At 68.1% G+C, this 23,174-nt stretch carries 18 protein-coding genes; 9 read left to right on the top strand and 9 right to left on the bottom strand.

Annotation, left to right across the window (positions count from 1 at the left end; genetic code table 11):
• The first annotated feature begins 108 nt into the window (after window positions 1-108).
• The 5 genes from prmC to ACMX37_RS00710 all read left to right on the top strand — a co-directional run bounded on the left by prmC (window position 109) and on the right by ACMX37_RS00710 (window position 6,087).
• A complete protein-coding gene (gene prmC, locus ACMX37_RS00730; protein ID WP_483147065.1) occupies window positions 109-930 on the top strand; it encodes a peptide chain release factor N(5)-glutamine methyltransferase in 822 nt (273 codons plus the stop codon).
• A 262-nt stretch (window positions 931-1,192) separates the two neighbouring features.
• Window positions 1,193-1,918 carry a DUF4167 domain-containing protein gene (locus ACMX37_RS00725; protein WP_483147064.1) on the top strand — a complete coding sequence of 242 codons (726 nt, stop codon included), beginning with the start codon at window positions 1,193-1,195 and terminating at the stop codon, window positions 1,916-1,918.
• 5 nt (window positions 1,919-1,923) lie between these two features.
• Window positions 1,924-3,537: an apolipoprotein N-acyltransferase gene (gene lnt, locus ACMX37_RS00720; protein WP_483147063.1), complete on the top strand. Its 1,614-nt coding sequence runs from the start codon at window positions 1,924-1,926 to the stop codon at window positions 3,535-3,537.
• A gap of 98 nt (window positions 3,538-3,635) precedes the next feature.
• The gene (metK, locus tag ACMX37_RS00715; RefSeq protein WP_483147062.1) at window positions 3,636-4,871 is read left to right on the top strand and encodes a methionine adenosyltransferase; all 1,236 of its coding nucleotides are present in this window, start codon (window positions 3,636-3,638) and stop codon (window positions 4,869-4,871) included.
• A 22-nt stretch (window positions 4,872-4,893) separates the two neighbouring features.
• Complete coding sequence (locus tag ACMX37_RS00710; protein ID WP_483147061.1) at window positions 4,894-6,087, top strand: DUF418 domain-containing protein; 1,194 nt, start codon at window positions 4,894-4,896, stop codon at window positions 6,085-6,087.
• On the opposite strand, the gene ACMX37_RS00705 is transcribed toward ACMX37_RS00710, so the two are convergent.
• The 5 genes from ACMX37_RS00705 to ACMX37_RS00685 are packed head-to-tail and all read right to left on the bottom strand — an operon-like array spanning window position 6,084 to window position 10,530.
• A complete protein-coding gene (locus ACMX37_RS00705; RefSeq protein ID WP_483147060.1) occupies window positions 6,084-7,235 on the bottom strand; it encodes a CaiB/BaiF CoA transferase family protein in 1,152 nt (383 codons plus the stop codon). The genes ACMX37_RS00710 and ACMX37_RS00705 overlap by 4 nt on opposite strands.
• 4 nt (window positions 7,236-7,239) lie before the next feature.
• Window positions 7,240-8,124 carry an alpha/beta hydrolase gene (locus tag ACMX37_RS00700; protein WP_483147059.1) on the bottom strand — a complete coding sequence of 295 codons (885 nt, stop codon included), beginning with the start codon at window positions 8,122-8,124 and terminating at the stop codon, window positions 7,240-7,242.
• A complete protein-coding gene (locus tag ACMX37_RS00695) occupies window positions 8,124-8,777 on the bottom strand; it encodes a CoA transferase subunit B (RefSeq protein ID WP_088912749.1) in 654 nt (217 codons plus the stop codon). Before ACMX37_RS00695 ends, ACMX37_RS00700 begins: the two co-directional genes overlap by 1 nt.
• Window positions 8,774-9,808, bottom strand: coding sequence for a hypothetical protein (locus ACMX37_RS00690; protein ID WP_483147058.1), 1,035 nt, complete (start codon window positions 9,806-9,808; stop codon window positions 8,774-8,776). The genes ACMX37_RS00695 and ACMX37_RS00690 overlap by 4 nt, the downstream gene beginning before the upstream one ends.
• Window positions 9,808-10,530, bottom strand: coding sequence for a CoA transferase subunit A (locus ACMX37_RS00685; RefSeq protein WP_483147057.1), 723 nt, complete (start codon window positions 10,528-10,530; stop codon window positions 9,808-9,810). Before ACMX37_RS00685 ends, ACMX37_RS00690 begins: the two co-directional genes overlap by 1 nt.
• Before the next feature lie 552 nt (window positions 10,531-11,082).
• On the opposite strand from ACMX37_RS00685, the gene ACMX37_RS00680 reads away from it, so the two are divergent.
• Window positions 11,083-13,389 (top strand): CDC48 family AAA ATPase, encoded by a 2,307-nt coding sequence (locus ACMX37_RS00680; protein ID WP_483147056.1) that lies wholly within the window; start codon window positions 11,083-11,085, stop codon window positions 13,387-13,389.
• A gap of 165 nt (window positions 13,390-13,554) precedes the next feature.
• Here ACMX37_RS00680 and polA read toward each other — a convergent pair whose 3' ends face one another.
• The gene (polA, locus tag ACMX37_RS00675; protein WP_483147055.1) at window positions 13,555-16,407 is read right to left on the bottom strand and encodes a DNA polymerase I; all 2,853 of its coding nucleotides are present in this window, start codon (window positions 16,405-16,407) and stop codon (window positions 13,555-13,557) included.
• 227 nt (window positions 16,408-16,634) lie between these two features.
• On the opposite strand from polA, the gene ACMX37_RS00670 reads away from it, so the two are divergent.
• Window positions 16,635-16,922, top strand: coding sequence for a hypothetical protein (locus tag ACMX37_RS00670; RefSeq protein ID WP_483147054.1), 288 nt, complete (start codon window positions 16,635-16,637; stop codon window positions 16,920-16,922).
• Window positions 16,923-17,016: 94 nt separating this feature from the next.
• Here ACMX37_RS00670 and ACMX37_RS00665 read toward each other — a convergent pair whose 3' ends face one another.
• On the bottom strand, window positions 17,017-18,048 hold the full coding sequence (locus ACMX37_RS00665; RefSeq protein WP_483147053.1) for a serine hydrolase: 1,032 nt from the start codon (window positions 18,046-18,048) through the stop codon (window positions 17,017-17,019).
• Between the two features lie 278 nt (window positions 18,049-18,326).
• Here ACMX37_RS00665 and ACMX37_RS00660 point away from each other — a divergent pair, with 278 nt between their 5' ends.
• Window positions 18,327-20,615 (top strand): DUF305 domain-containing protein, encoded by a 2,289-nt coding sequence (locus tag ACMX37_RS00660; RefSeq protein ID WP_483147052.1) that lies wholly within the window; start codon window positions 18,327-18,329, stop codon window positions 20,613-20,615.
• Window positions 20,616-20,695: 80 nt separating this feature from the next.
• The gene (locus tag ACMX37_RS00655) at window positions 20,696-21,310 is read left to right on the top strand and encodes a M23 family metallopeptidase (protein ID WP_483147051.1); all 615 of its coding nucleotides are present in this window, start codon (window positions 20,696-20,698) and stop codon (window positions 21,308-21,310) included.
• Between the two features lie 252 nt (window positions 21,311-21,562).
• Here ACMX37_RS00655 and ACMX37_RS00650 read toward each other — a convergent pair whose 3' ends face one another.
• Window positions 21,563-22,462, bottom strand: coding sequence for a response regulator (locus ACMX37_RS00650; protein ID WP_483147050.1), 900 nt, complete (start codon window positions 22,460-22,462; stop codon window positions 21,563-21,565).
• 239 nt (window positions 22,463-22,701) lie between these two features.
• On the bottom strand, window positions 22,702-23,094 hold the full coding sequence (locus ACMX37_RS00645) for a helix-turn-helix domain-containing protein (RefSeq protein ID WP_483147049.1): 393 nt from the start codon (window positions 23,092-23,094) through the stop codon (window positions 22,702-22,704).
• Window positions 23,095-23,174: the final 80 nt, after the last annotated feature.

Below are 23,174 nucleotides of genomic sequence, written 5' to 3'. Positions count from 1 at the left end.
CCGAACCTCCGTTCGCCCTGAGCTTGTCGAAGGGCCGCACTTTTTCGAGTGCCGCGCAGAAGGAAGAAGAACGGTGCTTCGACAAGCTCAGCACGAACGGGGATTGGGATGACCGTCGGCGAAGCGATCCGCGCCACCACCGAACGCCTCGCGTGCACGAGCGACACGGCGCGGCTCGATGCCGAACTGCTGATGGCGCACGCGCTTGGCATGACCCGCTCGGAGATGTTGCTGAAGGCCATGCGCGACCCCGCGCCCGAGGGTTTCCTCGCGCTGGTTGAGCGACGCATGGGGCACGAGCCCGTCGCCTACATCACCGGAACGGCGGAGTTCTTCGGCCTCACCCTTGCCGTCACCCCCGCCACCCTGATCCCGCGCGGCGACAGCGAGACGCTGGTCGCGGCGGCGCTGGAGCGGACGGGGCCGGAGGGTCGCGCGATCGACCTCGGCACGGGCACGGGGGCGCTTCTGCTCGCGGTGCTGGCGAACCGGCCCGGCTGGCAGGGGGTGGGCATCGACGCCTCGGCGGGCGCTCTGGCCGTTGCCGAGGGGAATGCGGCATCGCTCGGGCTGGCAGAGCGCGCGGCGTTCCGCCTGGGCGACTGGCGCAACGCTGGCTGGGCCGACGAACTGGGAACCTTCGACCTGATCCTGTGCAATCCGCCCTATGTCGAGGACACCGCCGCGCTCGAACCGCAGGTGCGGAACTTCGAGCCCGCCAGCGCACTTTTCGCAGGGCCCGAGGGGCTCGACGATTACCGCGTCCTCATCCCCCAGCTGCGCGCGCTGATGAACCCGCAGGCGGCGGCAATCCTCGAGATCGGCGCGAATCAGGCCGAGCCGGTGGGGGCCCTCGCGCAGGCCTCGGGATTTGCCGTGGAGCTCCGCCGCGACCTTGCCCGGCGGCCCCGCGCGCTGATCCTGACGTGAGAGAAAAGCGCGGCAAAGGCTTGGCAAACCCCTTTTGCATCGCTACGTCGGTGTCAGGCCAGATGGATTGCGAAGGGCGCAAACCGCTGGGCCAAGCTCCTAAACTCAGCTGAGACGGCCGTCAGGGTAAGCCCCCGGCAGCGGCAGCGCGGAGCACGCGGCACGTCTCGGCACGGCCAGGCGTGGCGCATGGGCAAGGGGTCTTCAGACCGCGGGTGCAGTGGATTTTTTCGCGCCAGGTCGCTGATAAGGAACGTTTTCCTTGAATAACAATCGCAACAACCGGCGTCGCGGTCGCGGCAACCGCAACCAGGGCGGCAATGGCGCCCAGCTCAACCGGATCGACAGCCGGGCCCGCGGCAATGCCCCGCAGATGCTCGACAAGTACAAGAAGCTCGCCCAGGACGCCCAGCACAACGGCGACCGGGTGCAGATGGAATACTACCTCCAGTTCGCCGACCACTACTTCCGCGTGATCGCCGACAACAAGGCCCGCCAGGACGAACAGCGCGGCTCGCGGCGCGAGGAGCGCGAACCGGCCGAGGACTACGCCGACGACGATCTCGATTTCGACCGCGGCCGCCGGACCGAGCGGGTCCACCGCCCGCAGGAGAGCGACGAGGGCGAGAACTTCAACGTCGCCGCCGATGTCGAGGAAGGCGAGCCCGGTCAGGAGGGCGAGAGCTTCCTCACCGACGAGCGCGGCGATGACCGGGGCGAGAGCCGCCCGCGCGGCAACCGCCGCCAGCAGCAGCAGCGCAAGCCCCGCGACAACCGCGCCGAGGGCGACCGCCCCGAACGCGCCGAGAAGCGCGCCGACCGTCCGGAGCGCGGCGAAAAGCCCGCCCGCGGCCGCAAGCCCCGCAAGGGCGCCCCTGACGCAGATGGCGCCGGCGAACAGCGCGGCATCGACAGCTCGATCCTCCCGCCCTCGATCCGCGGTGACGACGCGGGCGGTGACAGCGGCGCGCTCGAAACCGTCGAGTAAGGTTCATGATGGAGCGGCTGGCAGCAGTGCCCGCGCTGGCGCAGCGCCGGCCTGCGCTGGCGGCGATCCTGCTCGGGCTGGTCGCGGCCTGCGCCTATCCCCCCCTGCACCTCTGGCCGCTGGGCCTCGCCGCGCTGGCGGGGTTCGTGTGGCTGATCCGTTCGGCTGACGGCTGGCGGCAGGCGCTGTGGCGCGGCTGGTGGTTCGGCTGGGCGCACCTGACGCTCGCCAACAACTGGATCGCGACCGCCTTCACCCATCAGGCGAAGATGCCCGAATTCCTCGGGTGGCTGGCTGTGCCGCTGCTGTGCATCTACCTCGCGTGGTATCCCGCCCTCGCCGCGCTTGCCACGCACCTTCTGGCGCGGAAACGTCCGCTGTGGGCCTTCGGGCTGGTGCTGGCGGGTGCGTGGATCGTCACCGAATGGCTGCGCGGCTGGGTGTTCACCGGCTACCCCTGGCCCCCGCTGGGCCTGATGCTTCTGGGGCGCTGGGAGATGCCGGGAATGGCGATGCTCCTGCCGTGGCTGGGCACCTATGCCCTGTCGGGCGTGACCCTGCTGGTCGCCGCAGCCTTTGTCTGGCTCTGGCAGATCCGCGGCCCGCGCTGGTCTCTGGGCCTCGCCTCCGTGGTTTTCGCGTGGATGACCTTCCCTATGTCGGCGGGCACCTTCGAGGACGACTCCGCCCTCCGCTACACCCTCGTCCAGCCCTACATCCCGCAGTCCGAGATCAACGACGGCTCCAAGTTCGAGGAGCAGTTCGCGCGCCTCACCCGCCTCACCGCGCCCGGCCAGAACCAGTCGCGCATCGTGCTGTGGCCGGAAAGCGCGGTGCCCGACTACCTCGAGGAAGGCTACCCGGACCGCTACTACTTCGAGATGACCGCAGGCGGCGACCCGGTGCTCGCCCGCAAGCGGATCGGCCAGGTGATCGGCCCGCAATCGACCCTGCTGACAGGCGTGGTCAATCTCAACATCGGCGTCCGTCCCGATGGCATCCCTGCGGCGGTCAGCGCGCGCAATTCGGTGATGGCGATCGACGGCGCGGGCGACATCGTCGGCGGCTACGACAAGGCGCATCTGGTGCCCTATGGCGAATACCTGCCGATGCGCCCGATCCTCGAACCGCTCGGCCTGTCGCGGCTGGTGGCGGGGAGCATCGACTACCTCCCCGGCCCCGGTCCGCGCACGCTCGATCTGGGCGAGCACGGCAAGGCGGGGGTGATGATCTGCTACGAGATCGTCTTCTCGGGCGCGGTCGTCGAGGACGCGAATCGTCCCGACTACATCTTCAACCCCTCGAACGACGGCTGGTTCGGCGCGTGGGGCCCGCCGCAGCATCTCGCGCAGGCGCGGATGCGGGCGATCGAGGAAGGCCTGCCGGTGCTGCGCTCGACCACCACCGGGATCAGCGCGGTGATCGACGCGGGCGGCGTGGTGCGCGGCCACATCGGGATGGGCAAGGCGGACAAGCTGGAAGGCTTCGTCCCCGCCGCCGCGCCGCCAACGCTGTTCGCGCAGTGGGGCCATGCGCTGACGCTGGCCTGGGCGACGCTGCTGATCGCGCTGGGGCTGGCGCTTCCGAGAGTGCTTGCGCTTGCCCGCGCGCGCGGCTAGGGCGGACAGCGACACAGCGGGACATAAAGGTTTCCTTATATCTCTATAAGGTCATCTTCCCCCGCGTCGCACCGCACTTTCAGCCCCCGGGGGATTTCATGCGCACCAATTACCTGTTCACCTCCGAAAGCGTCTCGGAAGGCCATCCCGACAAGGTTTCCGACCAGATTTCCGACGCCATCGTCGACCTGTTCCTGTCGAAGGACCCCGAGGCGCGCATCGCCTGCGAAACCCTGACCACCACCCAGCTCGTGGTGCTGGCGGGCGAGATCCGCTGCAAGGGCGTCTATGAGCATGGCCGCGAGGAGTGGAAGGACAACGACTACTGGGCGCCGGGCGCCAAGGAAGAGATCGAGCAGGTCGTGCGCGCAACCGTGAAGCGCATCGGCTACGAGCAGGACGGCTTCCACTGGGAGAAGTTCGAATTCATCAACCGTCTCCACGGCCAGTCGGCGCACATCGCGCAGGGCGTCGATGCCAAGGAAAACAAGGATGAAGGCGCGGGCGACCAGGGCATCATGTTCGGCTACGCCACCGACGAAACCCCGGGCTACATGCCGGCGACGCTCTACTACAGCCACAAGATCCTGGAGCGCATGGCCGCCGACCGCCACTCGGGCGCGGCGCCCTTCCTCGAACCCGACGCCAAGAGCCAGGTGACCCTGCGCTACGAAGGCTCGCTGCCGGTGGCGGCGACCGCGGTGGTCGTCTCGACCCAGCACAAGAAGGGCTTTGACGAGAACGATCCGGCCAAGCAGGCCGAGCTAGAAGCCTATGTGAAGGGCGTGATCGCCGACGTGATCCCGCCGGTGCTGCTGCGCGAGACCGAATACTTCATCAACCCGACCGGCAGCTTCGAGATCGGCGGGCCGGACGGCGACGCGGGCCTCACGGGCCGCAAGATCATCGTCGACACCTATGGCGGCGCGGCTCCGCATGGCGGCGGCGCGTTCTCGGGCAAGGACCCGACCAAGGTCGACCGCTCGGCGGCCTACATCACCCGCTACCTCGCCAAGAACGTGGTCGCGGCCGGCCTCGCCACGCGCTGCACCATCCAGATCGCCTATGCGATCGGCGTGTCGAAGCCGCTGTCGCTCTATGTCGACACCCACGACACCGGCACCGTCGGCGACGACAAGATCGAGGCTGCGATCCTCGGCATCGCCAAGCTCGGCGGACTGACCCCGCGCTCGATCCGCACGCATCTCGGCCTCAACAAGCCGATCTACCAGCCGACCGCCGCCTACGGCCACTTCGGCCGCAATGCCGAGGGCGACTTCTTCCCGTGGGAACGCCTCGACCTGGTCGACGATCTCAAGGCTGCGCTGGCCTGATTTTGGAGTAAGGGTGCTGTCCATGACGGCACCCTTACCGCCACAGCCCCGCGTCCTCGCGCTCGACGCGCTGCGGGGGATTGCGGTGGCGGGGATCGTGGGGATGAATGTCCTCGCCTTCGCCCTGCCGGGCCCCGCCTATTACAACCCGATCGCCTATGGCGGCACCGGCCCTGCCGATTACTGGGTGTGGCTGGGAAGCTTCGTCTTCATCGAGGACAAGTTCCGCACGCTCTTCGCGATGCTGTTCGGGGCGGGGTGCCTGATCCTGATCGAGAAGGCCGGAGCGGCACCTTGGCGGGCGCATTACGCCCGCATGATCGTGCTCTTCGCGATCGGCCTTGCCCATGCGATCCTCTTCGCTAGCAACGACGTGCTGCGCGCCTATGCGCTCGCGGGGCTGGCGCTGCCGCTGCTGGCGGGGCTTTCCGCGCAGGCCCTCGTCAAGGTCGCCCTCGGCCTCGTGTGCGTGCACGTGGCCCTCGGCATGACGGCCCTCGGGGGGCCGCTGGCGATGTTCTACATGGAGCAATGGGGTTCCGACCCGCTGCTCTGGGCCGAGCGCCAGTTCGGCCGCGACCCGGCGACCATCGCCATGCTGCTCGAACAGGGGCGCGAGGGACTGGGCGAGCGGGTGGTGCGCCGCAGCCTCGGGATCCCGGGACAGATGACCGCGCTGGTGGCCTCGCTGCCGCTCAACCTGGCGGCGATCGCGCTCGGCATGGGACTGTGGCGGGGCGGGATGCTCAAGGGCGAGTGGCGCACCTTCCGCCTCCAGCGCCTGGCGGGCCTTGCCGCGCTGGTGGCGCTGCCGGGGCTGCTGGCTCTCGCAGGCTGGCTGGTCGCGAGCGGCTTTCCCGCCGCGCTGGTGGGGCCGGTGGCGCTGGTGCTCTCCGCCCCCTTCGATGTCGCGCTGGCGACGAGCTACGCCGCGCTGGCGATGGCGTTCCTCGCCACGGACAAGGGCCTGACCGCGAGGCTGGCCGCGGCGGGCAGGCTGTCGCTGACCAATTACCTGATGACCAGCGTGATCCTGTCGGCGATCTTCGCCAGCTGGGGCCTCGGCCTGTTCGGCAACGTCACCCGCTGGCAGGCGGTCGCGCTCGGGCTGGTGCCGGTGGCGGGGATGCTGCTGTGGTCGCCGCCGTGGCTGGCGCGCTTCGGACAGGGCCCCTTCGAACGGCTGTGGCGCGCAGGGGCAAGGGCCCTCGGCTAGCCGTGCTCCCCGTGAATCGGCGAGGGCCGGTCGAGCGCCAGTTCGGCATCGGAGAAGACGAAGGGGCTGCGCACCCCCGGCATCCCGCCGAGCTCCACCCTGAGGCCCCGCGCCACGACCTGCGGATCGGCGAAGACCTCGTCGAGCCGGTTGATCGGGCCGGCCGGAACCCCCGCCGCATGGCAGGCGTCGAGTAGGCCCTGCTTGGTCCACGACCCGGTCGCCGCAGCGATCTCTGCGTCGAGCGCCTTCGCATTCGCGGTCCGGTCGCCATTGGCGATGAAGCGCGGATCGGCCTTGAGGTGCGCAAGGCCGAGCAGGTCCATCAGCCTGTGGAACAGCCCGTCATTGGCGGGCGCGAGGATCACGTGACCGTCGCTCACCGCGAAGACCCCGTAGGGCGCGACCTGCGCGTGGGCATTGCCCATGCGCGGCGGGTTGGTGCCGGTGGTGAGGTAATAGGTCGCCTGGTTGGAGAGCAGCGCCACCGATGAATCCATCAGGCTGATGTCGACCTGCTGGCCCTTCCCCGTGCGCGTGCGCATCAGAAGCGCGGCCTGGATGCCGTTCGCCGCCCAGACGCCGGTCGAAAGGTCGCTGATCGAGATGCCCATCTTGACCGGATGCCCCTCCGGCTCGCCGGTCAGCGACATGAAGCCGCTCATCCCCTGCACCACGAAGTCGTAGCCCGCCTCGTGCGCGCGCGGGCCGGTGAGGCCGAAGCCGGTGATCGAGCAATAGACAAGGCCGGGATTGGCGGCGGCGCAAGAAGCGTAGTCCAAGCCGAACTTGGCGAGGCTCCCGGTCTTGAAGTTCTCGATCACCACGTCGGCCCCGGCGATCAGGGCCTTCACGCGGTCGAGATCCCCGGCCTTGGCGAAGTCGGCGATGATCGAGCGCTTGCCGCGGTTGCAAGCGTGGTAATAGGCCGCCTCGCGGTGGACCTTGCCCTGTGCATCGGTGCGCTCGACCCAGGGCGGGCCCCACAGCCGGGTGCCGTCGCCCTCAGGGCTTTCGACCTTGATGACGTCCGCGCCGAGATCGGCGAGGATCTGTCCGCAGAAGGGCCCCGCCAGAACGCGGGCCAACTCGACCACCTTGAGGCCGGCCAGCGGCGCGTCGGGATTGCGCGGTTCGGGGAGCCACATCGCCCTATTCCCCAAGATGCCGCTTCAGGAAGGCAACGCTGTCCGCCAGCACCGGCCCCTTGCCCCGGAACGGCACCGAGAGCGCCATCACCACCTCCTCGTGATCGAGCGGGCCGTAATTCCTCATCTCCACCGGCGCGCCGAGTTCCCGCAGCTTGGCGCCGAGGTTGTTGGCGTTCTTCGGCCGCACCGTCTCGTCCCCGTCCGAGGTGACGAGCAGCAGCGGGGGCGCATCCTTGCGGGCGAAGGCGATCGGCTGCGTCTCCTCGGGCCGCGGCCACTGGCTGAAGGCGGCAATCGAGCGTGGCTTGTCGAACGGGTAGAAGTCGTAAGGCCCGGACAGGCCCACGCCCGCCTTGATGGTCGCAGGGTCGGCCCCTGCCGCCGCCAGCCGCTCCGTATCCAGAGCCAGCATCACCGCCTGCCACGCCCCCGCCGAATGGCCCATGACCGCCACCCGCGCGGGATCGCCCCGGTAGCGGGCGATGTTGTCCTCCACCCAGGCGACCGCCTCGGCCCCGTCCTCGAGGAAGGCGGGAAAGAGCACCTGCGGCACCTTGCGGTAATCGGGGATCACGACGAGGAAGCCGGCCTTCGCCAGCGCGCGTCCGGCGAAGGCATAGGAGGTGCGATCCCCCTTGGCCCAGCCGCCGCCATACCAGAAGATCACCACCGGCAGCGGCGCCTTCGCCATGTCGTCGGGCGCCCAGATGTCGAGCTTCTGGCCGTGGCTGCCGAAAGGCACGCCCTCGGCCGCCGGCCACGAGCCCTCGCGCCCGCCCGCCAGCCGGTCGTAATGCGACAGCAGCCGCGGCGGTGAGACGAAGGCCAGCATCCCGCCGATCACCCCTGCCAGCGCGAGAACGCCAAGCGCCGCCGCACGCAGCATCAGACCACGTAATGCGCGGTGGTGGTGGCGGCGATGTCCTCTGCGGTGACGCCCGGCGCCATCTCGATCAGGCGGAAGGGCTCGCCCTTGGCGGGGCGCTGGAACACGGCGAGGTTGGTGATGATCATGTCGACCACCCCCGCGCCGGTCAGCGGCAGGGTGCAGGCCGGGATGAACTTCGGCGTCCCGTCCTTGGCGGTGTGGTCCATCACCACGATGATCTTCTTGACCCCCGCGACGAGGTCCATCGCCCCGCCCATGCCCTTGATCATCTTGCCGGGGATCATCCAGTTGGCGATGTCGCCATTCTCCGCGACCTCCATCGCGCCCAGCACGGTCAGGTCGATATGCCCGCCGCGGATCATCGCGAAGCTGGTCGCGGAATCGAAATAGGCGGAATGCGGCAGTTCGGAGATCGTCTGCTTGCCTGCATTGATGAGGTCGGGATCGACCTCGTCGTCATAGGGAAACGGCCCGATGCCGAGCATCCCGTTCTCGCTCTGGAGCGTCACCATCATCCCTTCGGGGATGTGGTTGGCCACCAGCGTCGGGATGCCGATGCCGAGGTTGACGTAATAGCCGTCCTTCAGTTCGCGGGCGGCGCGCGCCGCCATGTCGTCGCGGGTCCAGCCGGGGGCAAGTGTCGTCGTCATGGTGCCGTGTCTCCCTCGGCGGTCAGCAGCGGATCGGTGAAGAACCAGCCGTCGCCGATGATCGGCTCGAGCAGCGCGCCGGCTTCGGGGGTCTTCAGGTAGCGGAAACGGTCGTCGAAATCGGGGCGTTCGTCACCGCCGATGGCGACGATGCAGGAGGTCGCCGCGAGGCTCTCGCGACGAACATGCTTGCCCTCGTCGCGGCGCAGCGAGATGATGTCCTCGCCGCGCGGATCGAGGCCCGACTGGGCGAGCGCGGCGCGCAGCGCGCCCGACTGCTCGACCGGCAGATCGGAGATCCAGGCGATCACCACCCGCGCCTCGCGCAGCACGGCAAAGCCGAGGATGATGCTCTGCTGCCGCTCGGGGGTGGCAGGCACCGAGAAGACGCCGCCGGCGGGATCGAGGTCGATCAGCACCACCGGCTGCGCGCCCGGCGCGCAGCGGCGGCGCTGGCCGTCCAGCGCGACGGGATCGGCGAGCATCGCCGAGACGATCCCCTTTTCGGGCGCGCGTGCGAGCGACAGGTTGCGGGCATAGCGGACCAGCCGGGCAAAGCCGGTGGCGCGGTCCGTATCCGGTGCGGGGACGCTGTCCGCGGCCGCAGGCGCGGGCGCCGCGGGGGTCGGGGCGGGGGCGGGCACCGGCGCGGCTGGTGCCTGAGCAACGGGCGCCGACGCGGGGGGCGGGGCAGTAACCACCGGAGCGGGCGCAGGCGCGGGCGGCGGCGGCGGCGGCGGCGGCGGCGGAGCGACCACCGGAGCCGGAGCCGGTGCAGGTGCAGGTTCGGCCGCGGGTGCTGGCGGCACGGCGGCCGCCACAGGTGCAGGCGCAGGGGCAGGCGCAGCAGTCGGAGCCGGCGCGGGGGCCGTGGCCTTCCGGGCCTCGTCGTTGTCATCGCCCGAGCCGACGATCTCCCGGCCCGCGAGCGCCGATCCGGCCAGCGCCGGGATCGCCACCGCCACGCAGCCGCTCAAGGCTGTCCCGGCGAGCGCCAGCAGCGGCAGAAGCACGAGATTGCGCTTCGTCATCACGCCACCTCCCGTTCCCGGACGGTGCGGAACTCGATCTTCTTATCGTAGGGCGCGCCGCAGATGATGCGGTTCACGAAGACGCCGGCAAGGTGGATCTGGTCGGGATCGAGGCTGCCCGCCGGCACCACCTCCTCGACCTCGGCGACGCAGATCTTCCCGCAGGTCGCGGCCGGCAGGTTGAAGTTGCGCGCGGTCTTGCGGAAAATCAGGTTCCCGGTCTCGTCCGCCTTCCACGCCTTGACGATCGACAGGTCCGCGAAGATCCCGTGTTCGAGGATGTAGGTCTGCATCACCCCGTCGCGGTCGGGGAAGTCCTTGTGCTCCTTGCCCTTGGCGACTTCGGTGCCGACGCCGGTGCGGGTGTAGAAGCCGGGAATGCCCGCGCCGCCTGCCCGCATCCGCTCGGCCAGCGTGCCCTGGGGGCAGAACTCGACCTCGAGCTCGCCGGCGAGATACTGCCGCTCGAACTCCTTGTTCTCGCCGACATAGGAGCTGATCATCTTCTTCACCTGCCGCGTGCGCAGCAGCTTGCCGATGCCCTCGTTGTCGATCCCGGCATTGTTGCTGGCGAAGGTGAGGCCCGTGACGCCGCTGTCGCGAATCGCGTCGAGCAGTCTTTCGGGAAGGCCGCACAGGCCGAAGCCTCCGGCGGCGATCAGCATGTCGTTGCGCAGCACGCCTTCGAGCGCGCTGGCGGCATCGGGATAGAGCTTGGTCATCGGGCCTGCCTGCCTTGTGTCGTGTCGTGCAAGGACGATCCCTCCTCTCGGGGACAGGCAGTGATTAGTGCGTTCCGGCGAGGCTGTCACGCCCGCGCGCGACACAAAGTCGAATCACCATTCATGTTGCGGTGCGAAAGGGGCCGGAAGGGCGATTCGTGCTCACTCTTTGAGCGATTGCCGCGAAAATAGGCATCAATTTGCATATTTATGCATAAAGGTGCGCCTTTCGGGCCCGTAATTGCGTTCTTTGCAACCAAATGGGCATCTTTCGCACTTGCACAATCAGCGGCTTTGCGCCATTAAGAACCTGCCTTTCAGGCATCCTCTCCCAAACTTTTCAAGCCCGGCCCTGTGCCGGGCTTTTTTCTTGCCCGGCACACATCAGGTGTGGTGCCGGGCTGCTTTCCTGTCCGGCACAAGGCGAGTGGAGCGCCGGGTCTGTTCCTTGCCTGCGGTCCGGTCGCCAGCCCCGCCCGCCGCGCCGCCGATTGCATTCGATTGGCGCGCTTCCTAGCTATCGGTCCTGCAACCCCAGCACAGGAACCCCCGATGGCCGACGCCGAAACCGCCGCCCCCGCCCGCACCGTCCGGCTCCAGGTCGCGCCCGCGCGGCAGGAGGAATCCGGCGCCGGGATCGCCCGGATGCCGCGCTCGGCCTTCCAGAAGCTCGGGATCACCGAGGGCGACGTGGTCGAAATCCGCGGCAAGCGCGTCACCGCCGCGATCGCCATGGCCGCCTACCCCGAGGACGATGCGCTCGACGTGGTGCGGCTCGACGGTCTCCAGCGCGGCAATGCGCAAGGGGGGTCGGGCGAGCATGTCGAGATCGCCCGCGGCGAATCGCGCCCCGCCACCCGCGTGGTCTTCGCCCCCGCCCAGCGCGAGATGCGGCTCCAGGGGCCGACCCAGGCATTGAAGCGCAACTTCTTCCGCCGCCCGCTGGTCGCGGGCGACCTCGTCGCCACCACCGGCCAGCAGCCGGTGCAGAACATGCCCGCCGACGTGCGCCAGCTGCTGCGTGCGCCGGCCTATGCCCTGACCCAGATCCGCCTCACCGTCGCCTCGACCAGCCCCAAGGGCATCGTCCACATCGACGAGAACACCGAGGTCGAACTGCGCGCCGAGTTCGAGGAACCGCGCGATGGCCGCGCCGTGGTCAACTATGACGATGTCGGCGGCATGGAGGAGACGATCCGGGCGCTGCGCGAGATGGTGGAACTACCGCTGCGCTATCCCGAACTCTTCATCCGCCTCGGGGTCGAGCCGCCCAAGGGCGTGCTGCTCCACGGCCCGCCGGGCACCGGCAAGACCCGCCTCGCGCAGGCCGTCGCGAACGAGAGCGACGCCGAGTTCTTCACCATCAACGGCCCCGAGATCATGGGCTCGGGCTATGGCGAATCCGAAAAGCGCCTGCGCGAGGTGTTCGAGGAGGCGACCCGCGCCGCCCCTGCGATCATCTTCATCGACGAGATCGATTCGATCGCCCCCAAGCGCACCCAGGTGCCGGGCGAGGCGGAGAAGCGCCTCGTCGCCCAGCTGCTGACGCTGATGGACGGGCTGGAGCAGCGTGCCAACCTTGTTGTCATAGCAGCGACCAATCGTCCCGATGCCATCGACGAGGCGTTGCGCCGTCCGGGCCGCTTTGATCGCGAGATCGTGATCGGCGTGCCCGACCAGCGCGGGCGGCGCGAGATCCTCGCCATCCACACCCGCGGGATGCCGCTGGAAAGCGCGGTCGACCTCGACGAACTCGCCCGCGTCACCCACGGCTTCGTCGGCGCGGATATCGCCGCGCTGGCCCGCGAGGCCGCGATCGAGGCGGTGCGCCGGATCATGCCGCGCCTCGACCTCGACGAGCGGACCATCCCGCCGGAAGTGCTGGAAGACCTATGCGTCACCCGCGACGATTTCCTCTCGGCCTTGAAGCGGGTCCAGCCCTCGGCGATGCGCGAGGTGATGGTGCAGGTGCCGAACATCGGCTGGGACGACATCGGCGGCGCGGGCGAATCGGTCGACAAGCTGAAGGAGGGGATCGAGCTTCCGCTCAAGAACCCCGACGCCTTCCGCCGCCTCGGCATCCGCCCGGCCAAGGGCTTCCTGCTCTACGGCCCGCCCGGCACCGGCAAGACGCTGCTGGCGAAAGCCGTCGCCAAGGAGGCCGAGGCGAACTTCATCTCGATGAAGTCCTCGGACCTGCTGTCGAAATGGTATGGCGAGAGCGAGCAGCAGATTGCCCGCCTCTTCGCCCGCGCCCGCGCGGTCGCGCCCTGCGTGGTCTTCATCGACGAGATCGATTCGCTGGTCCCCGCACGCGGCAGCGGACAGGGCGAGCCGCAGGTGACGGGGCGGGTGGTCAACACCATCCTCGCCGAGATGGACGGGCTGGAGGAGCTGCAGTCGGTGGTGGTGATCGGCGCCACCAACCGGCCGACGCTGGTCGACCCCGCCCTGCTGCGCCCCGGCCGCTTCGACGAGCTGGTCTATGTGGGCACCCCCGACAAGGCGGGGCGCGAGCATATCCTGAAGATCCACACGGCGAAGATGCCGCTTGGCGAGGATGTCGATCTGGCGGGCCTTGCCGCCCAGACCGACCGCTTCACCGGGGCGGACCTCGAAGACCTCGTGCGCCGCGCCGGCCTTGCCGCGCTGCGCCGCGTGGGGGGCGAGGTGAGCGCCGTCGAGGCCCGCGACTTCGAGGCCGCGCTCAAGGATTCGCGCGCCACGGTGACGCCGGAGATGGAGAGCGAATACCAGAAGATGCGCGGCGAGCTGAAGAAGCGCGCGGCGGCGGTCCAGCCGATCGGCTTCCTCTCGCCCGACATGCTCACCCCGACGCGGGAGAAGAAGCACGATTGATGTTCGCCAAATGCTTCACGTGAAGCATTTCTCGCCCCGTTCGTCTTGAGCTTGTCGAACGACCGTTCTTTCTTCCCGCCGTGGCGCGAGGCGCAAGAAAGTGCAGCCCTTCGACAAGCTCAGGGCGAACGGTGGGGGTCTTGCCCCCAATCCTCACCGCTGAGTCTAGTGCGCCGCGTCCCAGCTCAGCCCTGTGCCGATCTCGACCCCGAGCGGCACCGTCAGCGTCACCGCCGGCAGCGCGGCTTCGGCCATCACCTGCCGGATGATCGGGGTGGCGGCCTCGACGCGGCTTTCGGGCAGCTCGAACACCAGTTCGTCGTGGACCTGGAGCAGCATCCGCACGTCGGTGAGGCCCTCTGCCGCCAGCGCCGGGAGCATCCGCGCCATCGCCCGCTTGATGATGTCGGCGCTGGTGCCCTGGATCGGCGCGTTGATCGCGGCGCGCTCGCTCCCCTGCCGCTCGGCCTGGTTCTTGGCGTTGATCCGCGGGAACCACGTCTTGCGGCCGAACAGCGTCTCCGAGTAGCCGCGCGCCCGCACGCTCTCGAGCGTCTCGTGGATATACCTCTGGATGCCCGGGAAACGCTGGAAATAGGTGTCGATCATCGCCTGCGCCTCGTCCGGCTCAACCTCGAGCCGCGCGGCCAGGCCCCAGCGGCTGATGCCGTAGAGGATCGCGAAGTTGATCGTCTTGGCCCGGGCGCGGGTGTCGCGTGTCACCTCGCCGAACATCTCCTGCGCGGTGCGGGCGTGGATGTCCTCGCCGTGGGCGAAGGCTTGCTTGAGGCTGGCGACATCGGCCATGTGCGCGGCGAGGCGCAGCTCGATCTGCGAATAGTCCGCCGCCAGCAGGACGTTGCCGGCTTCAGGCACGAAGGCCTCGCGGATCTGGCGGCCTATCGCCGTGCGGATCGGGATGTTCTGGAGGTTCGGATCGGTCGATGACAGCCGCCCGGTCTGCGCGCCGACGAGGCTGTAGCTGGTATGGACGCGGCCCGTGTCGGGATTGATCGCCTCCTGCAAGGCATCGGTATAGGTCGACTTGAGCTTGGACAGCTGCCGCCATTCGAGCACCAGCCGGGCGATCGGGGCGCCCTCCGCCGCCAGCTTCTCCAGCACCGAGACGTCGGTCGAATATTGCCCGCTCTTGCCCTTCTTGCCGCCCTTGTAGCCGAGCTTGTCGAACAGGATGTCGCCCAGCTGCTTGGGGCTGCCGACGGTGAATTCCTGCCCGGCGACGGCATGGATCTCGCCCTCCAGCCGGGCGATCTCGCGCGAGAATTCCTCCGACAGCCTCGCCAGCCGGGCGCGGTCGACCTTGATGCCCTCGCGCTCCATGCGGGCGACGACGGGGATCAGCGGGCGGTCGACGCGTTCATAGACGCGGCTGCCGCCCTCGATGGAGAGGCGCGGCTTGAGGTGGCAATGGAGCCGCCAGGTGATGTCGGCATCCTCGGCGGCATAGGCGGTGGCGCGGTCGAGCGGCACCTCGTTGAAGCCGATCGCCTTCTTGCCGGTGCCGCACAGGTCCTTGAAGGGAATGGGGGTGTGGCCGAGGTGGCGCTGCGACAGCTCGTCCATCCCGTGCCCGCCGCCGATACCTTCCTCCGAGCGGCCCGCGTCGAGCGCGAAGCTGATCACCATCGTATCGTCGATGGGCGCGACCATGATCCCGCGCCGGGCGAGGATGTTGAGATCGTACTTGCCGTTCTGGAACACCTTGAGGACCGCCTCGTCCTCGAGCAGCGGCTTCAGCGCGGCGAGCGCGGCGGCCTCCTCGATCTGCTCGGGCCGCTCGGCGAACATGTCGCTGCCGCCGTGGCCCAAGGGGATGTAGCACGCATCGTTGGGGCCGAGGGCAAGGCTGATGCCGCACAGCCCGGCGCGCATCGGATCGAGCGACGTCGTCTCGGTGTCGACCGCCACCATCTGCGCCGCGCGGGCGCGGGCGATCCACGCTTCGAGCCGCTCCATGCTCTGCACCGTCTCGTAGGCCGAGTGGTCGATCGCGGCGAATTCCGGGAGCGGCTGGCGGTTCGCCTCCCCCGCCCCGGCGCCGTTCGCCCCGGGGGTGGTGGGCTTGGGCGGATTGAGCTGCACCGAAGGCGAGGGGCTTCCCGCCCCCGCATCCAGCCGCCGCAGCAGCGAGGTGAAGCCGTGCTCGGTCAGGAAGGCGGCGAGCGGCGCGGGCGGGACCGGGCCGAGCTTCATCTCCTCGAGCGGCTGGGGGAGGTCGCAATCCTCCTTGAGCGTGACAAGGATCTTGGAAAGCTCGGCATCGCCGCGCCCTTCGATCAGGCGTTCCTTCAGCTTGGAGGGCTTCATCGCGGGCGCGGCATCGAGTGCGGCGGTGAGCGAGCCGTGCTCGGCGATCAGCTTGCTCGCGGTCTTGGGCCCGATGCCGAAGATGCCGGGCACGTTGTCGACAGAATCGCCCATCAGCGCCAGCACGTCGCCGACGAGCTCGGGGCCGACGCCGAATTTCTCCTCGACCTCGGGCAGCCAGATGCGCTGGTTCTTCATGGTGTCGAGCATGTCGATGCGGGCCGGGCCGTTCGGGCCGTCCACCTCGGAGATCAGCTGCATCAGGTCCTTGTCGGAGGAGACGATCGTCACGTCCCACCCCCGGCGCTGCGCCTCGCGCGCATAGGAGGCGATGAGGTCGTCGGCCTCCAGCCCCTCGACCTCGATGCACGGCAGGCTGAAGGCGCGGGTGGCATCGCGGATCAGCGGGAACTGCGGCTTCAGGTCCTCGGGCGGTTCCGGGCGGTTGGCCTTGTAGTGTTCGTAGAGGTCGTTGCGGAAGCTCACGCCGCTCGCATCGAGGATCACCGCGAGGTGCGTGGGGCCGTCGGCCGCGTCGAGATCGGCGGCGAGCTTCCACAGCATCGTCGTGTAGCCGTAGACCGCGCCGACCGGCGTGCCCGCAGGGTTCGTCAGCGGCGGCAGGCGGTGATAGGCCCGGAAGATGTAGGACGAGCCATCGACGAGATAGAGGTGCTGCTTATCGGCCATGCCGCCTGCTAGCAGGCGCGGACGGGTGCGGGTAGGGGTTTGGGCCGGCCGCTCCCCGCGTCAATTGTGGCAGAAATGCGGCGAGATTGGGGCGCTCCGCCTCATTGGCGCTTGTCACGCCCCTGCCCCGTCCCTAGCTTGGCAGGCGAACCGGACGAGAGAGAACCCGGTCACCGCGCCCGTGTGCAAGGGTCGCGTGTCATCCGCAGGAACAAAGGAAACACATCATGCGCAAGATCATCCTCGCTGCCGCCATCGCCACCTCGGCGCTCGGCCTCGCCGCGTGCAGCAACAACACCGAAACCGAAACCGAAGAAGCCGTCGACGCCATGGCCGCAGACGCCGAAGCCAATGCCGACAGCGCGGGCGAAGCCATCGAAGGCGCCGCTACCGGGACCGCCGCCGACGTCGAAGCGGCTGCCGAGGGCGCCGCCGCCTCGGCCGAGCGCACCGCCGACGAAATCGCCGCCGACGCCGCCAACGTGGCTGCCGAAGCCGAGGAAGCCGCCGAGTAATCGGACGCTTCCCGCCACGGCGGACGGAAAAGGAAAAGGGCGGCTGCCGCAAGGCGCCGCCCTTTTTCGTGGACGCTTTCCGTGCGGAAAGGCGTCAGCCGCCGGTGGCGTAGGGGGCGCTGGCCCAGTTGCGGGTCGGGTTGGCCTGGGCCTTGACCGCGAAGCCATCGTAGAGCGCGCGGGCAATCGCCGCGATCCGTTCCTCGCGGGCAAGCTTGCTGCCCTGGCCGGTGACGTAGATCGCGACCGCGATCACCCGACCGTCGGGACATTCGATCAGGCCGATGTCGCTCGAGGTGTTGTTGAGCGAGCCGGTCTTGTGGCTCACCCGCGCCTCGAGCGGGATGTGCGCCGGGATGCGGCGCTTGCCGGTGACCGTGCGGCTCATGGCGGAAAGGATTACCCGGCGGCTCTGGTCGGAAAGATATTCGCCGCGATAGAGCCCGGCGAGCAGGCGCACCATCGCGCGTGGGGTGGCGGCATCGCGGGTGTCGATGTGGGTCGCGGGGTTGTACTCGCCGTCGTCGCGCACCAGCGTGGCGATGTCGCGGTTGATCGAGAAGGGCGCGATGCCCTTGCGTTGCATCCACGCGTTCACCGCCTGCGGCCCGCCGACCGCCGACAGCAGCGCATCGGTCGCCGGGTTGGACGAGCGGGTAATCATGATTTCGATCAGGTCGATCGCCGGCATGTACTGCCCGGGACGCACCGGCGCGCGGGCCGAAGAGAACTTGGCCGAGGCCACCGGCATCATCAGCGGGAATTCGCTGGTGAGCGAGTAGCGCCCCTGCTCGACCATCTCGAGGAAGGTCGCGGCGACCGCGATCTTGCTGGTCGAGGCCATCGGGAAGAGCTGGTCGCCGAGCACCATCACCTCCTCGCCCGTGGCAAGGTCGATCGCGGCGACGCCGATGCGGCCCATCGCCGGGTTGGCAAGATCGGCGATGCGCTGCTCGAAGCTCGAGGCATAGATCGCATCGAAGCTCTGGGGCTGGCGGACCTGGGTGCCGAAGGTGCTGTCGAAGGTGGCCTGGAGCTCGTCCTGGCTCGCCGCTGCCGGACTGGCGAGCGCCGCGAGGGAGGCGGCAAGGCCGGTCAGGACGGCGAGAAATCGGGGGCGTGCCATGCGCAAAGACTACTCCAACAGGGTTGCGGCGGGCTTAACGATGCACTTATCCACGCCCGACTCGGCGCGGCAAGGGGGCATCTTGTCGCTTGCGGTGAACGGTGCGCCGCCCACGACCGGCTCGGCACGCCGCCGGTCGGAGCGAGGCGACGTAGGAAGCCCTTGCTCGACCCTGATCGGGAGTTCGTCGATTGGGCTCTTGCGACATATCGGGGGCACTTGACTGCGCGCGGGGGCACGGCAGTCTGGCGGTCAAGACCGATCCAAGGGGACCATCCATGACCGATACCGCCACCCGCGTCGCCGGGCGCGCCGCCGTCGCCGCCCTGCTGCTCTCCGCCTCGGGGCTGGCCCATGCGCAGAGTGTTCCGATCGTGCAGCCGGGCGCGCCGGGCAAGGCGAGCAAGACGCTCTCCGCCGACGAGGCGACCAAGCTCGCGCAGGCGAGCTACACCCCTTCCGACGTCGCCTTCATGCAAGCCATGATCGTCCACCACCAGCAGGCGGTCGACATGGCGAAGCTGGTCAAGGACCGCACCAACACCGAGGAACTCCAGACCATCGCCGGCCGGATCGAATCCTCGCAGGCCGACGAGATCGCCTTCATGCGCACCTGGCTGAAGGAGCGCGGCGAGCCGGTCGAGGACCCGGCGATGAAGGGCCACGGCCACCACATGCACCACATGATGAAGGGCATGGCCTCGCCTGAGGACATGAAGGCGCTGGCCGCGGCCAAAGGCACCGATTTCGACCGGAAGTTCCTGACCCTGATGATCGCCCACCACGACGGCGCGCTCGACATGGTGGAGAAGCTGCTCGACGAGGACGGCACTGCCGCCGATCCGGTGCTGTTCCAGTTCGTCGGCGACGTCGAGAGCGAGCAGAAGGCCGAGATCGGCAAGATGGACAAGCTCCTCGCGAGCCTTTCGAGCGATCCGCGCTCGGGCCTTGCGGCAGGCTTCGACAATGCCGGCGAGGCGATCATGGGCCTCACCAAGGTCGCGAGCCTGAGGAAGCCCGCGGGCTTCTTCAACCCCGCCAACCCGGCCGACCTGCGCCCGCCGGTGCCGCCCAAGAAGGGCAAGGAGGAGAAGGCCGAGGCCAAGCCCGCCGAGACCCCGGCCGCCGCCACCGTGCCCGCCGCCGGGACCGCCCCAGCCGCTGCCCCGCCCGCCCGCGAGGAGGAGGACCTCACCGAATTCGCCGAGCGTTCGCCGCTGCTCGACTTCGCCAACACCGACATGGCCTTCTTCGGCGATGTCATGGTCGCCGGCTCCTATCACGGCTTCAACATCTACAAGCTCGGCGCGGACGGCGTGCCCAACCTGATGAGCTCGGTTGTGTGCCCCGGCGGGCAGGGCGACGTGTCGGTGGCGGGCAACATCCTCGTCATGAGCGTCGAGCAGACCCGCGGGCGGATCGACTGCGGGCTCGAGGGCGCGCCGGGCAAGGTCAACGAGGAACGCTTCCGCGGTCTGCGCATCTTCGACATCTCCGATCTCGCCCGCCCCGTGCAGGTCGGCGGGGTGCAGACCTGCCGCGGCAGCCACACCCACTCGATCGTCAGCGCCGACGACACGCGCCTCATCGTCTACAACTCGGGCACCGCCGGCATCCGCGACGAGAAGGAACTGGCGGGCTGCATCGGCGGCACCCCGGGCGACACGCGCACCGCGCTGTTCTCGATCGACGTGATCGAGATCCCTGTGGCGGACCCCTCCAAGGCCCGGATCGTCAAGAGCCCCCGCGTCTTCGCCGACGAGACCACCGGCGAGATCGCCGGCCTGTGGAAGGGCGGCGACCACGGCGACGGCACCCAGAACACCTCGCGCACCGACCAGTGCCACGACATCACCGTCTTCCCCGCACTGAAGCTGGCGGCGGGCGCGTGCTCGGGCAACGGCATCCTGTTCGACATCGCCGATCCGCTGAACCCGAAGCGCATCGACGTCGTCACCGACACCGGCTTTGCCTACTGGCACTCGGCGACCTTCAACAATGACGGCACCAAGGTGATCTTCACCGACGAATGGGGCGGCGGCGGGCGTCCGCGTTGCAAGGCCTCCGACCCCAAGACCTGGGGCGCCAACGCGATCTACGACATCGTCGACGGCAAGCTGGTCTTCCGCGCCCACTACAAGATGCCCGCGCCCCAGACCGACAAGGAGAACTGCGTCGCGCACAACGGCTCGATCATCCCGGTCCCGGGCCGCGATCTCTTCGCACAGGCCTGGTACCAGGGCGGCCTTTCGGTGATGGACTTCACCGACAGCGCCAATCCGAAGGAGATCGCCTATTTCGACCGCGGACCGATCGACATGAAGCAGATGGTGCTGGGCGGCTACTGGTCGGTCTACTGGTACGGCGGCCACATCTACGGCACCGAGATCAGCCGCGGGATCGACGTCTTCGCCCTCGCCCCGTCCGAGCACCTGACCGAGGCCGAAATCGCCGCCGCGAAGGCCGCGAAGTTCGAGGACAACCGCTTCAACCCCCAGACCCAGACCCGCGTGACGTGGGACGCGGCCGCCATCGAGGCGGCGGAGGCGAGCCGCAAGGGGGGCTAGGGCGCTTCCGCCCCCGCCCTGGGTAGAACCTGCGTTGGCGGGGCTGTGGCGATGAGGGCCGCGACGGGAGAGAAACGGTGATGCTCGCGATAATCCTGCTCTCCCTCGCCGCCAGCGATGCACCGCCGCCGCCGCGCGCAATCTTCGAACAGCCGCCCGTGGCCGTCGAGCCGGAGGGGCCGGTCGAGGCCGTGCTGCTCCACCCCCTGTTCCGCGAACCCTTCGTCTGCGGCGATCACGCGGCGGGGGAAGAGGCGATCGCCGGCGATGCGCTCGGCACGGATTGCCAGATCATCGGCGACACGCGCGGCGCGGGCCGCGGCTTCGGCCGGCTCTACCGGACCGACGGCAAACGCAACGAGGACTGGTATTCCTGGGGCGCCGAGGTGCTCGCCCCGGCCGACGGCGTGATCGTCGGTCTGCTGCCCAATCCCCGGGTCAACGAACCCGGCACGAGAGGCAAGCCGCCCGCAGGCCTGCTCCAGATCCGGACCCCCGGCGGGGTGGTGATCCTGATGGCGCACCTCACCGATTTTGCGGTCGCGCCGGGAGACAGCGTCACCGCGGGACAGGTGGTCGCGCGGGTCGGCAACAATGGCCCTTCCTATGCACCCCACGTCCACGTCGGCGCCTCGCGAGGCGCCACGCCGCTCCAGATCCGCTGGGACCAGAAGGCGATGGGCGCCACCCCCTGACGGCGGCCGCAAGCCCGGCATGATCCGCCCTTTGCGCCAGCTGCCGGCACTCCCGAAACCCGACCTTTCTCGCGCTTTCCCACCGGTGGGCTTGCCGCTAGCCTCGGGCGTTTCTTTCACATTGTCGATGCCGCGCGAGATTACCGCGCAGGGTCGCGCCTGCTCACTCGTCAGGCAGAGAAAACGCGAAACACAGTGTCAACTTCGGTTTGGCGAGGAAGCAAATGAAACACTTGGGGAGATCAGCCTGAATCACGCGGACGCAATGTTCTCGTCGTTTATGCTCCGCCAGACCGATGACAGGTATCGCAGCATGTTTTCCAGTGCTTGATCATCCAGGGCGAGAAGAGAGCGCCTTTTGTCGTCAGGATCGTCCCAACGCTTGACGATGCCGTCCTCCACAAGCCGTTTGACGTATCGCAGCGCGGTCGTCATCGGAACGTTCGCGGCGACACTTACGCTGAACGCAGGCACACTGCGGCCTTCCAGGGCAGCAGACGTCAGGTCCAGCATTATGTCCCAGGCAGGGTCAGCGAATTTGGACGTGTCCATGTATTCCGCCCGGCGCTGGCGCGCCTTGATCATCCAGCGCACAAATTTCTGCAGCGTCTCGCGATCAGGACCGGCTCCATCCTGCGGAGGGATGAAGGGATTGCGGCTTTTGATCGTGGTGACGTTGCTGAGATCCACCAGCCTGAACAAACGGAACTGCCCATAGAGCATCGTCCAGCGCGCAGAGGCGCGCCTCATGGCCGAAGCAAGCAGTGTCGGCGAGACCGGCTTCGGAAGGAAATCGATCGCCTCCGATCTCATCACTTCCACTGCAGTTTCGAGCGTTGCCATCCCTGTCACCACGATCGGGATAAGCGGGCGAAAGGGCGTAAAGCGCGCTTGCAGTTCGCTGAGCAGCGAAAGCCCGTCCAGGCCGGGCATGTCGAGGTCCGTGAGGACAATGCCGACACCGGGATTTTCAGAGATGCACTTCAATGCCGTGGCGCCGTCGGCAGCAAGATGACAGGTGTAGCCAAGCCCCGTCAGGTACTCGCAATACTCCTCGCGCGATGCGGCGTCATCCTCGACGATAAGCACCTCGCACCGCTCCCGATCACGCTCGTCTCCCCAGCTTGATAAATTCCTGTTGAAAGCGGTCATGCAGATACCACCAAGCACATCGACGCTGGTTCAGCCCACAACGCCTCTATGGCATTTGAACCTCGCAATTTAGGCCCGCTGGCTAACTTTGAACTAACGAACCTAAACATCTTGGGAATCCGGGATCGAGTTTGCTTAGCACTGCCCAGACACTAACTCAGGTTATGAATATTGGGATTATCATTTGATATACACTATGAAATTTCCTCTCATACCTGCATCCGTATTTTCACGCGAACTTACAATTCGACCGTGATGTGCACGGCATCGCTTCCTACGCCACACGCGGCTGCGATCTCGTTGCGGCAGTTTTCGAGTATGGTGTCGATATCGATGACAGGCTCCCACAGTCCTGCGAGATCATCCGCCCCAACGCCCAACAAGGTGGCAAGGCTTTCGATTCGTTGAGGGTGCGGTCGGCATTTGCCGTTCTCCCACGCCCAGACACTGGGCTTACTGACGCCAAGCGCATTGGCGATGTCACCCAAAGTCAGTCCGCGCCTGCGCCTCAACCACTTGAAACTACGTGCAAGCGGAACAAAACCCGCGGCGTTCTTGATGCGGCCAATGCGCTGGGGGGGCGGCTCAAATCCACCCGCAGGCAGGGGAATGAGACTGGATGACGTCAACATGTCCTTCGATTTCCCTTGCAGTTCGAACCACCTAATTTGCGCCCGCAGTTTGAGCAGCGCCGGCAGGCGCCCGCCCCACT

The organism is Porphyrobacter sp. THAI-01a (assembly GCF_056868655.1).
Note: the sequence above shows the minus strand (reverse complement) of the source record. Positions and strands in the feature narration are given on the sequence as shown.